This is a genomic window from Streptomyces roseolus (assembly GCF_014649855.1).
Classification (GTDB): Bacteria; Actinomycetota; Actinomycetes; order Streptomycetales; family Streptomycetaceae; genus Streptomyces; species Streptomyces roseolus.
The window spans coordinates 1-14871 of sequence record NZ_BMTV01000033.1; the positions used below are offsets into that span (position 1 = coordinate 1).

Here is a 14871-nt window from a genome sequence, read left to right on the forward strand (position 1 = left end):
CGCACGCCTCTTCCCACCATCAAGACACGCATGCGCGACGGGCTCATCCGGCTCCGCGACTGCATGGGGGTGACCACGTGAACGACCACGCCACCGACATCCACGCCCTCGCCGGCGCCTATGCCCTCGACGCCCTCGACGCCGAGGAGTCGAACGCCTTCGTCCGCCACCTCGAGCAGTGCGAGGCCTGCCGACGCGAGGTCGCGGAATTCCACGCCACCACCGCCCGCCTCGCCGGCGCCACGGCCAAGGAGCCCCCCGCCGCGCTGAAGCAGCGCACCCTGGACGCCGTCGACGGCGTACGGCAGCTTCCCCCACGGCTGACCGCACCGCCCACGGCGACGAGCCTCGGCGACCGCCTCCGCCGCAAGATCCTGCCCCTGGGGCTCGCGGCCGGCCTCGTCGCCGCCGCGTCCTTCGCCGGACTCGCCGTCTGGCAGCACCAGGAAGCCCGCCAGGCCCGGCAACAGACCCAGCAGGCCCAGCAGAACCTCGACGCCCTCAGCGGCGTCCTGGCCGCGCCCGACGCCCGGACGATCCACGGCAAGGCCACCAACGGCGCGCTCACCACCGTCGTCACCTCCACGCGCCAGAACAAGGCCGTCTTCACCGCGACCGGTCTCCCCGCGCCCGCCCCGGGCCGGACCTACCAGCTGTGGCTCCAGCACGACGACACCATGCGACCCGCCGGCTTCATCCACCAGGACGGCACCGTCCTGGTCGAAGGAGACCCCGCCGACGCCACCGCCCTCGGCCTCACCCTGGAACCCTCCGAAGGCTCCCCCCGGCCCACCACCGCCCCCCTCCTCCTCATGAACATGCCTGCCTGAGCCCTCCGCCCCGGTGCGGCGCGTCATGGACGTGGTCCGGTCGGAGCCGCGCCCGGGACGCGGGCCGCCCCTCGGCTTCCCTCTTCGCGAGAAGGGGCGGGCGAACCGGGCACCTCCCTGGGGCCTGGTCGATGTGCCGCCAGGCCCTGGTGCTCGTTCAGGGACGGAAGGTGCGGCGGTAGGCGTCGGGTGGGACGCCGACACTGCGGTGGAAGTGGCGGCGCAGAGTGGTGGCGGTTCCCATGCCCGTGGCCGCGGCGATGGTGTCCACGGTGGCGTCGGTGGTCTCCAGCAGTTCCTGGGCGTGGCGAATGCGCTGGGCGTGGAGCCATTGCAGGGGCGTGGTGCCGGCGAGTCGCTTGAAGTGCCGGGCGAGGTGACGTGAGCTCATGCGGGCCTGGCGGGCCAGGTCCTCCACGGTCAGCGGCTGGTCCAGCCGTTCCAGCACCCAGGGGAAGAGCTCGCCCAGGGGGTGGTTGCCCCGGGCGGGGAGGGGGGTGGTGATGAACTGGGCCTGTCCCCCGTCGCGGTGCGGCGGGACGACCAGGCGCCGGGCGATCTTGTTGGCGTTGGCGGAGCCGTGGTCGAGGCGGACCAGGTGCAGGCACAGGTCCATGGCGGCGGCCTTGCCCGCGGAGGTGAGGACGTCGCCGTTGTCGACGAAGAGGACGTCCGGATCGACGGCGGCCGCCGGATGGCGCCGGGCCAGTTCCCGCGTATGGGCCCAGTGGGTGGTGGCACGCCTGCCGTCGAGCAGTCCCGCCGCGCCGAGGACGAAGGCGCCCGTGCACAGTGAGGCCACGCGGGCGCCGGCCGCGTGGGCCGCGCGTACCGCCTCGACCAGCTCGACGGGCGGGTCGCGGTCGGTGTCCGCCCAGCCGGGGACGATCACCGTGTCGGCGCGTGCGAGGTGGTCGAGTCCGTGGTCGGGTTCCAGGCGGAAGCGGCCGACGTCCACCGGACCGCTCCCGCACAGGGAGAAGTCGTACCAGGGATCCACGAGGTGGGTCAGGTCGGCTCCGAAGACCTCGACGGCCACGGACAGTTCGTAGTGGAGCATGCCGTCGGTGACGGCCAGCGCAACGGCGGGCATGTCCGAAACTGTACGCGGCATGTCGTTTCCGACGCTCGTGCGGGGTGCTGACGGACGGACAGGATGGAGGTGTCGGGCCGCGGCGGATCACCTCCGCGGCGGGCGTCCTTCGGATGCAGGGGAGAGTCTCATGGGGTCAGGCAGGCCGGTGACGGTGTTCGGTGCCTACGGTCACACCGGGCGGTTCGTGGTCGCGGAGCTGGCGGCGCGGGGGTTCGCCCCGGTGCTGTCCGGGCGCGACGCACGGGCCTTGGAAGAGATGGCGCACGCACACGGGCTGGAGGCCCGGGTGGCGTCGGTCGACGACCCGGCTTCGCTGGACCGGGCCCTGGCGGGCACGGCCGCGGTGATCAACTGCGCGGGCCCCTTCGCCTCGACCACCGGCCCCGTCATCGAGGCCGCGCTCCGTGCGCGGATCCCCTACCTGGACGTGGCCGCCGAACTGGAGGCCAACCTCGACACCTTCGCCCACTACCGCGAGCGGGCCCGGGACGCGGGAGCGGTGATCGTGCCGGCCATGGCCTTCTTCGGCGGCCTCGGCGATCTGCTGACCACCGCGGCGATGGGCGACTGGACCGAAGCCGACGAGGCGCACATCGCCTACGCGCTCAGCAACTGGCACCCCACCGCGGGCACCCGGCTCTCGGGCGCGGTCTCCCGCGCCCGGCGCGGCGACCACCGGCTCCGTTACAGCGGCGGGCGGTGGCAGCGCCGCACGGACGCCGCGCCGACCCTGGAGTGGACCTTCCCGGAGCCGATCGGACCGCGGCCGGTGATCGGGGAGTTCACGATGGCGGACGTCGTCACCGTCCCCCAGCACCTCTCGATCCCCGATGTGACCACCTACATGAGCGCCGGGGCGGCCCGGGACGTCGCCGCCCCTCACACGCCGGCCCCCACCGCCACCGACGAACACGGGCGCTCGGACCAGACCTTCCTCGTCGACGTTGTCGTCCGCTCCGGCGGAACCGAACGCCGGGCCACGGCCGGCGGCCAGGACATCTACGCCGTCACCGCGCCCCTCGTCGCCGAGGCCCTCGAACGCGTCCTGACCGGCCGCACCAAGACCCTCGGAGTGGCTTCCGCCGGCGAGATCTTCGACGCCTCCGACTTCCTGCACGCCCTCGCCCCGCACCTCACGTGCGACCTGGGCCCGCAGAAGCGGGACGTCTGACCCCGGCCACGCGCCCCGCCCCCGCACAGGACCCGTCGGCGTCGGCCGTGCGGGCGGACCGCGGCGCACCGGCGTTGTCGGACCCCGGTGTTAGCGTCACCGCCATGGCAAACCGTTCGTATCTCTACTCCGCCGACTCGATGCCGAACGAGACGGGGATCCCCCAGCGGATCCTCTGCGTGTCCGAACACAACTGGGACGTCCCGCTCGCGCACAAGCTCCTGGTGGGGCGCGGGACGTCGATCGTCCCCTCCATGATCTGGAACCCTCCGATCGGCATCGCCGCGGACTACGCGGGCGGGGCGGCCCTGCTCCGCGACCTCCTGGGCGCGGTGGGCAAGGGCTTGGAGGGCGATGCCGAGTTCGCCGACTGCGTCGCCAGGACGACGGCCCACCTCGACAAGCAGCGGGCGAAGTACTTCGTCCTCGAGACCGGGGAGATCGTCTCGATGACCGATGACGATCCGGCGGCGAGCGTGCGGGATCTGGTGTCGGAGGACATCCCTGACGCCGTCGCCGAGGCCGAGGCGGCGGTCGCCGGCCGGAACGACGACTGGCTGGCCTCGATCCGCATCGACTGGCAGAAGCACTTCGCGTCCTTCTACAGCGACGCCCTCTACTTCACCTTCCCCCACTGACGAAGCCCTCGGCAGGGCGCCGGCGGTGACGGCGGTGACGCGACCGGCCCGCGAGGGAGGCGGGCGCACCGCCCCTGCCTCTACGGGTTCCCCGCAGACCGTCCGCGTCCACCTCCGCCGCCCGCCCCGCCACCCTGTCGCCCTCACCCTCGCCCTCACCCTCGCGGGAGGGGTCCCACCTGCCCTCGTCACGGGCTCGGCGTGCGACTTCGACGTGCGGGGCGATCGGCTCCCGCGCCCGCTCACCGCGGTCCTCGGCTTCGGTGGTCTCCACCGGGACCGTCCGCCTGCGCCCACGAGGCGGCGGGCCATCATTCGCGACGAACGGCTCCCCTCCCACGTCCGTGCGGACGGGGGATCCACAGCAGCGGCCTCGCGCCGCTCGCGCCGACGGAACCACCACCGCCGACGGCCCGGACGGGGCCGGGTTCCCGCGGCCCGGATACGGCCAATCGGAGAGGGCCGCTCCGCCCGGGGCGGCGCCGCACCCGGAAAACCCTCCCGCACCTGGGGTGCCGACGGTCCGTCCGGCGCCGCTGTCGCACAGGCATCGCACAGGTGTCACACGCTCGTCACACACCCGTCGTCGCCCCATCGAACTCACCCCCTCCGCCGTGGCCGGAATGCATATGTTCCAAAGCCCCGCTCCCCCACCGCCGTTGATCACCACGTCGATGACCTCGGATACTGCGCTGACCGACCGCGGGCGCCGTTCGCGCCGCTGGCCGGATTCGACCATTCGACCTCATCCCAAGCTCCTGGGGGAGACTTGCGCGCACCCGTGCAGAAAGCACGCGCCTTCACGATCGCGGCGGCCACCTCGGTGGCCCTCGTGGCGGGCATGACCGGCCCGGCCGTCGCGACCGCTCCGACCACCCCGCGCACCTCGGACGCCTCCGCTCCGCACCCGGCCCGGATCGGCGGTGACCAGCGGATCCCGCTCGTCACCGGCGACCGGGTGGTGGTGGACGCCGAGGGCCGGATGGTGCGGTTCGAGGCCGCTCCCGGCCGCGAGCGCATACCCGTCGAGGTGCGGCGCGCCGGCGACCGCACCCTCGTGGTGCCCGCCGACGCGCGGCCCCTGATCGCGGACGGCCGGCTCGACCAGCGGCTGTTCGACCTCTCCGTGCTCACCGACCCCCGGCTGCGGGCGAGCCACCGCTCCGGGCTGAAGCTGATCGTCCGGTACGACGGGAGCGCCGCCTCCGCGCGGGCGTCGCTCAGCGCGGCCGGGGACACCGAGGTGCTCCGCACCTTCCCGACGCTCGGCGCCGACGCCCTGCTCGCCTCCCAGGACGACCTGGCCCGGGTCTGGGAGGCGCTGACCGACCGGCGGGCGGGCGGCGCCCGGGCCGCGGCCGCCGGCATCGGCACGGTCTGGCTGGACGGGGTGCGGGGCGCGAGCCTCGACCGCAGCGTCCGGCAGATCGGCGCCGACCGGGCCTGGGAGTCCGGCTTCGACGGCACCGGCGTGCGGATCGCGGTCCTCGACACCGGCGTCGACAAGACCCACGAGGACCTGCGGACCCGCGTCGTCGGCGAGAAGAACTTCTCCGGCTCCCCCGACGCGGCGGACCGCGTCGGCCACGGCACCCACGTCGCCTCGATCGCCGCCGGTACCGGCGCGCGGTCGGGCGGCCGGTTCAAGGGCGTGGCGCCGGGTGCCGAGGTGCTCAGCGGGAAGGTCCTCGACGACGAGGGGTACGGCGACGACTCCGCCGTCCTCGCGGGCATGGAGTGGGCCGTCGCCGAGGGCGCCGACGTGGTCAACCTCAGCCTCGGCAGCCCGGACAGCCCCGGTGTCGACCCGCTGGAGGCGGCGATCGACCGGATCTCCGCCGAGAAGGGGATCCTCTTCGCCGTCGCCGCCGGCAACGACGGCGAGGCCGGCGCCTCGACGGTCGGCTCGCCCGGCAGCGCGGACGCCGCGCTGACCGTCGGCGCCGTCGACCACGACGACCGGCTCGCCCCCTTCTCCGGCACCGGCCCGCGCCTCGGCGACGGCGCCGTCAAGCCGGACGTGACCGCGCCCGGTGTCGCCATCACGGCCGCCGCCGCGCCGGGCAGCGCGATCGACACCCGTCCCGGCACTCCTCATCCGGCGCCGGGCTACCTCCAGATCGACGGCACCTCGATGGCGACCCCGCACGTGGCGGGCGCGGCCGCGCTCCTGAAGCAGCGGCACCCCGACTGGTCGGCCGCCGAACTCAAGGGCGCGCTGACCGGGGCCGCCGAGGGCGGCGCCGGCCTCACCGCCTTCCAGCAGGGCACCGGCCGCGTCCAGGTCGACCGGGCGCTGGCCGGGACCGTGATCCCCGGGCCGGTGTCGCTGAACTTCGGCACCGCCCGGTGGCCGCACGCCGACGACGAGCCGGTCACCCGGAAGGTCGGCTACCGCAACCTCGGGACGTCCGACGTCACCCTCGACCTGTCGGTCTCCGGCCTGGACCCGGCGGGCGAGCCCGCCCCGGAGGGCTTCTTCGCGCTCGGTGCCTCCCGGGTCACCGTGCCGGCCGGCGGGACGGCGGAGGTCGAGCTCACCGCCGACACCCGCGTGGGCGGGACCGACGGCACCTTCACCGGGTACGTCACCGCCACGGGCGCGGGCCTGTCGGTGCGTACGGCCGCGGTGGCCGTGCGGGAGGCGGAGTCGTACGACCTCACCGTCCGCACGCTCGGCCGCGACGGCGCCGACGCCCGGGACTTCGCCAACACCCTGACCGGCGTCGCCGGTCCGGCGGCCGGCTTCCAGACCCGGATCGACAACGAGCCGGGCAGCCACACGCTGCGCGTGCCCAAGGGGTCGTACACCCTCAACACCGCCGTCTACGAGGACCCTTCGGACTACACCAAGGGCACCGACTGGATCGCGCAGCCGAGGCTCGACGTCTCCGGTGACACCACGGTCACGGTCGACGCGCGCACCACGAAGCCGGTGGAGCTGACCGTGCCGGGGATCGACCGGGCGGATTACGCGGGCACCTACTACGAGCGGAACACCGAGATCGGGCGGGTCGGCAACGGCTGGGTGCTGCGCGGCTTCGACGGCTTCCGGACCGCCCACCAGGGCCCGGCCGTCACCGACGGCTCGCTGCTCCAGACCTGGGACGCGCACTTCCTCAAGGACGCCACCAGCCAGTACGCGGTGGCCTTCGGCGGGAAGACGGAGACGGTCGCGACCGGTTACACCCGGCACGCGAAGGCGGAGGAGTTCGCCACCCTGAAGGTGGAGCTCGGCGCCTCCGCGCCCGGGAAGTCCGCGCTCGCCTCTCCGTACGCGCACGTGCCGGGGGCACCGGAGGGCAACGGCTTCTCCGCCCCGCAGCCGGCGCCCGGCATCCGCGCCTTCCACGTCTCCACGGCGGACGGCGTCCGCTGGCTGACCCGGTTCAACCAGCTGGGCGCGCCCGACGAGTGGGGCTACCCGGCCTTCGAGGGCAGCTACGAGATGGCCGCGCCGAAGCGGTACGAGGCCGGCCGGACGTACGGCGAGCGGTTCAACTCCGGTGTCTTCGGCCCGCTCCTGGGCGAGGGCATGGGGGTCTTCCGTACGGCGCCCGATCCGGTGACGGGCGAGCAGGGGCTCGTCGGCGCGGTGCCGCTGCTGGCCGACGGCAGGGGCCACACGGGCTCCACCCGGTACTCCTCGGCCACGACGACGCTCTACCGCGACGGCGAGAAGGTCGCCTCGAACGAGGATCCGCTGAGCGGCGGGGAGACCTTCGCGGTCGACGGCGCTGACGCCGCGTACCGCCTGGTCACCTCGGTGGAACGGCCGGCGGAGCTCGCCGGGGTGTCCACCCGGGTCGAGACCTCGTTCGCGTTCCGGTCGGGGCAGGTCGCGGAGACCACGTCGCTGCCGGTGTCCACGGTCCGCTTCGCGGCGCCGGTGGACCTGGAGACGCGGGCCCCGGAGCGGGCGTGGGTCTCGGTCCCGGTGACCGTGCAGGGCTCGGCGGCCGGCAAGAACCTCAAGTCGATGACCGTGAAGGTCAGTTACGACACGGGGAAGACGTGGCAGGCCGTGCCGGTCGTCGGCGGCCGGATCCTCGTGAAGAACCCGGCGAAGGGCGCGGGCGTCTCGCTCGCCGCCGAGGTCACGGACAAGCAGGGCAACACCTCGACGCTGTCGATCCGCAACGCGTGGATCGGCAAGTGACGACGGCCCGTTGAGGGGCCGGTGCCTGTCGAGCCGGCGTCACCGCCCGGGGTGGTGGCGCCGGTTCGGCGTGCGTGGCGGCCGGGCCGTCAGCGGGGGTTGCGGCGGGGCTTGAGGGGGGTGGTGGGGAGTTCGGGGGCGGGGAGGCGGTCGCCGGGGTAGCCCGGGACGGCGCCGAAGCGGTCGGAGGCGTTCGCCCAGTCTTCGCGCGCCCGGCGGATCTCGGCGTCGTTCCGGGCGATGAAGTTCCACCACATGACGATCTCCTCCTCGAAGGGCGGGCCGCCGAGGAGGATCGCGCGCGCCCGGCGCGGTGTGGTGTTGGTGACGGTGAGGGCGGCGCGGCCGGGGGCGGTGTAGCCGAGTTCGGCGGGGCGGAGCGGGGTGCCGTCCAGGGTGAGGTCGCCCTCGTCGACGAGGAGGCCGTGCTCGAACGCGGGGTCCACGGCGAGGGTCACGGCGGCCCCGGGGTCGAGGAGGAGTTCGGCGCCGAGGAGGGGGGTGAAGGTGGCGACCGGAGAGGTGTCGCCGGCGAGGGTGCCGAGGAAGACGCGGAGTTCGGCGCCGTCGACGCGGACCGGGCGGGGCGCGTGGTGGACGAAGTCGCGCGGGGTGTCGCGGTGGGCGTCGGGGAGCGCGACCCAGAGCTGGACGCCGTGCAGGACGGTGGTGTCCGGGGTGGAGACCTCGGAGTGGGCGATGCCGTGGCCGCCGGTCATGAGGTTGATCTCGCCGGGGCGCACGGCGGCGTGGCTGCCGAGGCTGTCGCGGTGCTCGATCTCGCCGCTGAACAGCCAGCTCACGGTCTGGAGGCCGATGTGCGGGTGGGGTGCGACGTCCATGCCGCCGGTCTCGGCGACCGGGTCGGGGCCGTAGTGGTCGGCGAAGCACCAGGCGCCGATCAGGGTGCGGGCCCGCTGCGGCAGCGTGCGTCGTACGGTCATGGCGCGCGGGCCGCCCAGCGGGACGTCCCGGGGCGTGAGGATCTCGACCTTCGCGTCGCCCATCTCCGACCCCTCCTCCAGTTTTAGTTTCAATTTCAACCATTATCGGTGACGGCTCCCGCTTCCGCAAGCCCCATGATCCACTGCCACCGCGTCGGCCTGTGCCCCGGCCCCGGGGCGGGGGCACGAGGAGGACAAGGGGGCGTCGCACGCGTCCCGCGGCTCGCACGTCCTCCGCGGAGCGCCCGTGTTCGTCCGTGGTCGCACCTCTTCCTCTCCGACGCCGTAATGTCTTGTCATGTGGGTGATGACAGCGTCACGTCTGCCGACTGGGCCTCTCTGGAACAGACGCTCAGCGGCACCGTGCGGCGCACGGGGGCCGTGGCGGCGGGCGTGTACCTGCTGTCGCCGGGCGAACCGGTGCTGGGGCTGATGGCGCTGTGCGGGCTGCCGACGAGGACCGTGGCCCCGTGGTGGAGGGTGGCGGTGTCGGCCGCCGGTCCGTTGTCCGAGGCGGTGCGGGAGGACCGCCTCGTCTGGGTGGGGCGGCAGGAGGACATGGCCCGGCTGTATCCGAACGCGGCGGCCGGACTGCCCTACCAGTTCGCGCTGGCCTTCGCTCCCCTGCACGGCGCCCGCCGATGGGGGGCCCTGGCGCTGATGTGGCCCCAGAGCCACCCGCCCTCGCTGACCCGGCGCGAACGCGGGCACATCCTGTCCACCGCCAACCGGATCACCCGGATCCTGGACCGGTCCCCCACCGCCTGGAGCATCCCCGCGGAGCCGCGCACCGTGCCCGTGGCGGGGCACGGGCCTGATCCGGCGCGGACCGGGCTCGCCGCCGACGACCTGCTGCAACGACTGCCGGTCGGCGCCCTCGGCTTCGACCTTCAGGGCCGGATCACCTACCTCAACGACGCCGCCGCCCGGCTGCTCGGCCGCAGCGCCGACAGCCTCCTCGGCACCCTGCCCTGGCAGGCCGTGCCCTGGCTCGACGCGCCGGTCCACGAGGACCACTACCGCGCCGCCGTCTTCGGCCGCGAGCCCGTCGGCTACACCGCGCAGGGCCCCTCCGACCGCTGGTTCGACATCCGGCTCTACCCCGGTGACAGCGGCATCACCGCTTTCCTCTCCCCCAGCCTCCGCGGGCCGGCGGCCGATGCTCCGCCGCCGCACGTCACCGCGGCTTCGGCCCCCTCTCCGCAGACCCCCGGTACAGGGCGGATCCACCAGCTGCTCCACCTGGCGGCCGCCCTGAGCCAGACGGTCACCGTGGCCGACGTCGTCGACACGGTGGCCGACCAGATCCTGCCCGCCTTCGGGGCCCAGGGCATGGTCGTCTCCGCCGCCGACGCCGGCCGCCTGAAGATCATCGGACACCGCGGCTACGACCCCCGCAACGTCGCCCGCCTGGACGGCCTGCCCCTCGACACCGACGTCACCCCCGTCGGTCGCGTCCTGCGCAGCGGAGTCCCGGCCTTCTACGCGGACCCCGCCGAGATGACCGCCACCCACCCCCGGGCACCCGCGCTCAGCGGCAAACAGGCCTGGGCGTTCCTGCCCCTGATGGTCTCCGAGCGCCGCGTCGGCTGCTGCATCCTGTCCTACGACCGCCCCCGCCCCTTCGGCGCGGGCGACCGCGCCGTCCTGGTCTCCCTGGCCGGGCTCATCGCCCAAGCCATGGACCGGGCCCTGCTGTACGACGCCAAGCACGACCTGGCCCACGGGCTGCAGCAGGCCCTCCTGCCGGCCGCCCTGCCTCCCGTCCCCCGCCTCGACGTCACCGCGCGCTACCTGCCGGCCAGCCACGGCGTCGACATCGGCGGCGACTTCTACGACCTGATCCGCCTCGGCGACACCGCGGCCGCCGCCGTCATCGGAGACGTACAGGGCCACAACATCAAGGCCGCGGCCCTCATGGGCCAGGTCCGCACCGCCGTCCGCGCCACCGCCGGAGCGGCGCCCGGCGAAGTCCTGGCCCGCACCAACCGCGTTCTGATGGACCTGGAGACCGACCTGTTCGTCTCCTGTCTCTACGTCCACATCGACCTGGCCGAAGGACGCCTCCGCCTCGCCGGCGCGGGCCACCCGCCCCCGCTCCTGCACACCCCGGGCCCCGCACCGCGCACCCTCGCGCTCCAGGTGGAGCCCGGGCCCCTCCTCGGCATCCACGCGTGCACCGAAGCCGACTACCCCCTCACCACCGCCGCCCTGCCCCCGGGGGCCCTCCTCGCCCTCTACACCGACGGCCTGGTGGAAACCCCCGGCACCGACATCACCGACTCCATCGCCGCACTCGTCCGTCAGCTCGCGCCGAACGCCGGCCTGCCCCTCGACGACCTGGCCGACAGCCTCCTCCACCACGCCGGCCTCCGGCACACCCGCACGGACGACACCGCGCTGCTCCTCCTGCGCAGCCGCTGATCGGCGAGGACCGCCGTTCACCGTGCTTCCGGGCCGCGCGGCAGGACGTCGGCGCCCCGCCCGGACGGGGCGGGGTCAGGCGGTGACGATGCCGGCGAGGGCGGCACGGAGCCGTCGGACCGCGTCCTCGGCCTCCGCGTACTGCTGAAGGGTCGGCTGGACCGCTCCGAAGGTGAGGCCGTCGCCGGAGGGCAGGGCGCGCCAGTGCAGGATCGGGGTGAGGGCGGTGACGGCCGCCCCCAGGAACCAGGCCAGGCGTCCGTGGACGTGGGCGAGGGCGATGGCGAGGGCGGCGAGGGCTTCGCGCAGGCGGGCCAGCCGGTCGACGTCGGACAGGGCCTGCTGGGACTGCGGGGCGCCGACGGCGGCGTACAACTCGGTGGCGGCCTTCTCGGCGACGGTGCGGTCGGCCGGGGTCGGAACCCAGGTCCGATGACGCAGCTGCCGCTCGGCCTCGTCCGTCAATTCCTCGATGACCGTCCGCATCTCCACGCCCGGCACCCTAGCGCCCGTGATCAGGCGCGCCAAGCGCAGATCCCGCCCGCTCCTCGTCCTTCCGCGGCTCCCCGCGGCCGGCCGGGGCACCGGGGATGCCGTCGGCAAGCGCGATCACCGTCGTGACGCGCTTGCCGACCGGTTCGCGGTGCACGGCGAAGCTCTGACCGAGCGCCATCACGATCTCCAGCCCGTGTTGCCCGATCCGGGTCGGGTCAGGTGCGTGGACCGCCGGGAGGACGGGGTTGCTGTCCCACACGCTCACCTCGACCGCGTCCCCGACGACCTCCAGGGTCAGCAGGCAGGGACCGGGGGCGTGCTTGCGGGCGTTGGTGACCAGTTCGCTGACCACCAGCTCCACGCCGTCCGCCGCGCGCTCGGGCACCACGACGCCGTGCGCCGCCCGCGCGTCGGCGAGGAAGGCACGGGCCAGCTCGCGGGCGACGGCGATGTCCTCGCCGCCCTCGAAGAGACCGGACACCGACAGGACGTCCGTCATCAACGGACGTCCGTCCACACCGCCTGCTGTCCTCGGCATCCTGTCCCTCTCCCCGCGCTCGTGCTCCGTGCGCGGCCCGTCTACCCGGAAAACGGATCCTCACACCGGGCCCGCGCCCCGTTCCGCAGACGGACCGACGGGGCGGCCGGCCGCGACAGGGGTTCACCGGCCCGGCGGTGCCCCGCTGCCGCACGGCGCCGCTCCCCGGTACGGCCTTGAAGGGGCTCAGACGTCGCGCCACCTGCTCTGGCCGAAGGAGAAGACGCCGAAGAGGACGAGTCCGACGGCCACGGCGACCAGGAGCCACGGCCCCACGGGTGTCTGGGCGAAGGAGCGGAGGGCGTCGTCCACGCCCTTGGACTCCTTCGGGTCGAAGGCGACCGCCGCCTTCAGACCGAAGTAGCCGACCGCGCCGAAGACGAGTCCGCGTCCCGCGCCTCCCGCGATGCCCGTCACGTCCATGAACCGCCGCCGGCCCTTCGACATCCGGTCCCACGTGAGGTGCTTGCGGTACGTGCGCAGTGCCGCCCGGCCGGCGATCCACAGTCCCGCGCCGAGGAGCCCCGCGGCCGCGGCGCCCACCCACCACTGGCCGCCGGGCAGGGCGAGGAGGCGTCCGGTGATGTCCTGGCTCTGCCGGTCGGTGGAGCCGGCCCCGCTGCCCCGGTCGCCGGCCGCGAAGGCCAGGACGAGGAACGACGAGACCCCGTAGAAGACGAACCGCGCGCCGGACAGCGCGCGTTTGCCCGCGCCGTCGCCCTGGGGCCCCGCCGAGCCGAACAGCGCCTCGGAGAGGCGCCACACCGCCATTCCGGCGAGTCCGACGCCCAGCGCCCACAGCAGGACGGCCCCGAAGGGCGTCGCGGCGACCTCGGTGAGGGCCCCGCCCCGGTCGGCCTGCTCGTTCGTGCCCGTCAGGCCGATGCGCACCGCCAGGACTCCGACGAGCAGGTACAGCACACCGCGCGCCGCGAAACCGGCCCGGGCACCCGTGCGCACGACGTCTCCCCGAGCCGCTCGCCTCGCGGCGGCCCACGACGATCCGACGGTGGTCATGTCGGCTCCCCCCTTTTCCTCGCCTTCGTCCGGACCCCTCGCATGCCCCGACCGCGCGCCGCGAATCAGGAGGCGGGGCGGCGACGGTCCTCGCGCCCCTCCGGCAAGCCGTCAGCCGCGCCGCTCGCCGAGAAGGTCCGGCGTCTCCGTCGGGGCCTCCGGCAGTGCCCCGCTCCGCGCGGCCGCCGTGTGCAGTGCCCGCAGGGCGACCAGGAGGACGCCGATGTCGTCCAGGTAGACCGGGTCGGGAACGAGGTCGAGCGGAGAGATCGTGTAGACCACGGCCGCCCAGAACAGGGCCTTGGATCTCAGCGGGACACCCGCGTCCAGGAGCATCTTGCGGGCGCGGAACACGCGTACGAGCAGAACGGCCGCGGTGCCCGCCGCGGCGAGCGCGAGCACCACCGCCACGGTGAGCCAGAGGGATGTGTCCATTCCCCTCTCCTACCCCGTGACGTCCGGCCCGCGCCGAGCCGCGGCGGCCACAACGGTGCCCTCGTGCTTCTGCACGTGCGGACTCCCCGGAGCGGGACACGAAAGATCGGCGGCCCCCGTCCTCGACAGCGCTCCTCACGTCCCGCTGATGATCCGCTTACGCCCTCCGGCACGGCGGCCCCTCCCCCCTTCCCGGAGGGAAGGCGGCCCCCCTCCTCGTGTCGGTGGCGGCGTGGGGGGGTAGGCGCGGGAGCACACGTGCGTGAGGAGGCGGAACCATGTCCGTTCACTCCGAGGCCCGCGGAAGGGCGGCACGGCGCTCCGGCGGCGCCTTCCGCCCGGCGCCGCCCGCGCGGAGGCGATGATGAGCGCTTCCCGCCCCTCGCTCCGGGCACTGGCCCGTGGTCTGGCCCGGCACCGCGGCCGGCGGCCGGCCCTGCATCCGGACGGTCTCCTCCTGTCGGGGGTGCTCGACGTACTCCCGGCCGGTGACCGGCCCTGGGGCGTGGCGTGGCTGGACGCGGGAGGACGGTACGACGTCACCGTGCGCTGGTCGCGGGCCGCCGGGCTGCCCGAACGGCTCCCCGACGGGCTGGGCCTGGCGCTGAAGGTGCGGGACGCCGCGGGCCCGGACCGCCCGCTGGACCTGCTTCTCACCTCCAGCGGCAGCGGCCCCCTCGCCCGGCACCTGCCCCTGCCCCGTACCGACGCCCTCGGCGGCCCCTATTCCACCCTGAGCGGCTACCGCTTCCCCGACCGGGTCCGGGTCGTCGCCGCCTTCCCCGACGAACCCGGCCGTGGGCTTCCCGCGCGCCCGTCGGAGCTCGCCGCGGCGCTGACCCGACGACCTGCGCGCTTCCGGCTCTGCGCCGCGGCCCGCGGGGAGCGGTGGAGGCAGTTCGCCACCCTCTCCGTGCGAACCGCGCACCCCGGTCCCGCCGCACGGCCGGTCGCCTTCGACCCGTACGCGGCGAGCCTGGCGGACCTGCCGCCCACCGATCGTCTCCGTGCCCTGCGCGAAGCCGCCTACGCCGGATCCCGCCAGGGCCGCGGGGCGGCGGAGCCGCGGCGGGCACGCCGGCCGGCCCGCGACGCGTAGGCGCTCGCCCCCTCGCCGTCGCCCG

The 14871-nt window shown here is 74.5% G+C and carries 12 protein-coding genes; 6 read left to right on the top strand and 6 right to left on the bottom strand.

From position 1 onward, the window contains the following. Nucleotides 1–77 precede the first annotated feature (77 nt). Nucleotides 78–830, top strand: coding sequence for an anti-sigma factor (locus IE245_RS30700; RefSeq protein WP_189953520.1), 753 nt, complete (start codon nucleotides 78–80; stop codon nucleotides 828–830). Nucleotides 831–987: 157 nt separating this feature from the next. Here IE245_RS30700 and IE245_RS30705 read toward each other — a convergent pair whose 3' ends face one another. Continuing rightward, a complete protein-coding gene (locus IE245_RS30705; RefSeq protein WP_189953522.1) occupies nucleotides 988–1923 on the bottom strand; it encodes a helix-turn-helix domain-containing protein in 936 nt (311 codons plus the stop codon). Nucleotides 1924–2053: 130 nt separating this feature from the next. On the opposite strand from IE245_RS30705, the gene IE245_RS30710 reads away from it, so the two are divergent. From IE245_RS30710 to IE245_RS30720, 3 genes are all read left to right on the top strand, one after another. Next, nucleotides 2054–3097, top strand: coding sequence for a saccharopine dehydrogenase family protein (locus IE245_RS30710; protein WP_189953524.1), 1044 nt, complete (start codon nucleotides 2054–2056; stop codon nucleotides 3095–3097). 104 nt (nucleotides 3098–3201) lie between these two features. Then, a complete protein-coding gene (locus tag IE245_RS30715) occupies nucleotides 3202–3735 on the top strand; it encodes a DUF7822 domain-containing protein (protein WP_189953526.1) in 534 nt (177 codons plus the stop codon). Nucleotides 3736–4516: 781 nt separating this feature from the next. Next, nucleotides 4517–7894 carry a S8 family peptidase gene (locus IE245_RS30720; RefSeq protein ID WP_229851710.1) on the top strand — a complete coding sequence of 1126 codons (3378 nt, stop codon included), beginning with the start codon at nucleotides 4517–4519 and terminating at the stop codon, nucleotides 7892–7894. 89 nt (nucleotides 7895–7983) lie between these two features. On the opposite strand, the gene IE245_RS30725 is transcribed toward IE245_RS30720, so the two are convergent. Next, a complete protein-coding gene (locus IE245_RS30725; protein WP_189953528.1) occupies nucleotides 7984–8901 on the bottom strand; it encodes a pirin family protein in 918 nt (305 codons plus the stop codon). 225 nt (nucleotides 8902–9126) lie between these two features. On the opposite strand from IE245_RS30725, the gene IE245_RS30730 reads away from it, so the two are divergent. Then, complete coding sequence (locus IE245_RS30730) at nucleotides 9127–11262, top strand: SpoIIE family protein phosphatase (RefSeq protein WP_189953530.1); 2136 nt, start codon at nucleotides 9127–9129, stop codon at nucleotides 11260–11262. Nucleotides 11263–11337: 75 nt separating this feature from the next. Here the strand turns inward: IE245_RS30730 and IE245_RS30735 are convergent, their stop codons facing one another. The 4 genes from IE245_RS30735 to IE245_RS30750 all read right to left on the bottom strand — a co-directional run bounded on the left by IE245_RS30735 (nucleotide 11338) and on the right by IE245_RS30750 (nucleotide 13747). Continuing rightward, a complete protein-coding gene (locus tag IE245_RS30735; protein ID WP_229851733.1) occupies nucleotides 11338–11748 on the bottom strand; it encodes a hypothetical protein in 411 nt (136 codons plus the stop codon). Between the two features lie 16 nt (nucleotides 11749–11764). Next, nucleotides 11765–12256: an ATP-binding protein gene (locus IE245_RS30740; RefSeq protein ID WP_229851716.1), complete on the bottom strand. Its 492-nt coding sequence runs from the start codon at nucleotides 12254–12256 to the stop codon at nucleotides 11765–11767. A 225-nt stretch (nucleotides 12257–12481) separates the two neighbouring features. Continuing rightward, complete coding sequence (locus tag IE245_RS30745; protein WP_189953535.1) at nucleotides 12482–13312, bottom strand: DUF1206 domain-containing protein; 831 nt, start codon at nucleotides 13310–13312, stop codon at nucleotides 12482–12484. A gap of 111 nt (nucleotides 13313–13423) precedes the next feature. Continuing rightward, a complete protein-coding gene (locus IE245_RS30750) occupies nucleotides 13424–13747 on the bottom strand; it encodes a YkvA family protein (protein WP_189953537.1) in 324 nt (107 codons plus the stop codon). A 364-nt stretch (nucleotides 13748–14111) separates the two neighbouring features. Here IE245_RS30750 and IE245_RS30755 point away from each other — a divergent pair, with 364 nt between their 5' ends. Beyond that, nucleotides 14112–14846 carry a catalase family protein gene (locus tag IE245_RS30755; protein WP_189953540.1) on the top strand — a complete coding sequence of 245 codons (735 nt, stop codon included), beginning with the start codon at nucleotides 14112–14114 and terminating at the stop codon, nucleotides 14844–14846. Nucleotides 14847–14871: the final 25 nt, after the last annotated feature.

What these genes read in the sequence shown, in the direction of transcription:
- IE245_RS30730 (WP_189953530.1), top strand. Translation starts at nt 9,127, where the DNA reads ATGTCTTGTCATGTGGGTGATGACAGCGTCACGTCTGCCGACTGGGCC.
- IE245_RS30705 (WP_189953522.1), bottom strand. Translation starts at nt 1,923, where the DNA reads ATGCCCGCCGTTGCGCTGGCCGTCACCGACGGCATGCTCCACTACGAA.
- IE245_RS30745 (WP_189953535.1), bottom strand. Translation starts at nt 13,312, where the DNA reads ATGACCACCGTCGGATCGTCGTGGGCCGCCGCGAGGCGAGCGGCTCGG.
- IE245_RS30755 (WP_189953540.1), top strand. Translation starts at nt 14,112, where the DNA reads ATGAGCGCTTCCCGCCCCTCGCTCCGGGCACTGGCCCGTGGTCTGGCC.
- IE245_RS30750 (WP_189953537.1), bottom strand. Translation starts at nt 13,747, where the DNA reads ATGGACACATCCCTCTGGCTCACCGTGGCGGTGGTGCTCGCGCTCGCC.
- IE245_RS30710 (WP_189953524.1), top strand. Translation starts at nt 2,054, where the DNA reads ATGGGGTCAGGCAGGCCGGTGACGGTGTTCGGTGCCTACGGTCACACC.
- IE245_RS30715 (WP_189953526.1), top strand. Translation starts at nt 3,202, where the DNA reads ATGGCAAACCGTTCGTATCTCTACTCCGCCGACTCGATGCCGAACGAG.
- IE245_RS30735 (WP_229851733.1), bottom strand. Translation starts at nt 11,748, where the DNA reads ATGCGGACGGTCATCGAGGAATTGACGGACGAGGCCGAGCGGCAGCTG.
- IE245_RS30740 (WP_229851716.1), bottom strand. Translation starts at nt 12,256, where the DNA reads ATGACGGACGTCCTGTCGGTGTCCGGTCTCTTCGAGGGCGGCGAGGAC.
- IE245_RS30725 (WP_189953528.1), bottom strand. Translation starts at nt 8,901, where the DNA reads ATGGGCGACGCGAAGGTCGAGATCCTCACGCCCCGGGACGTCCCGCTG.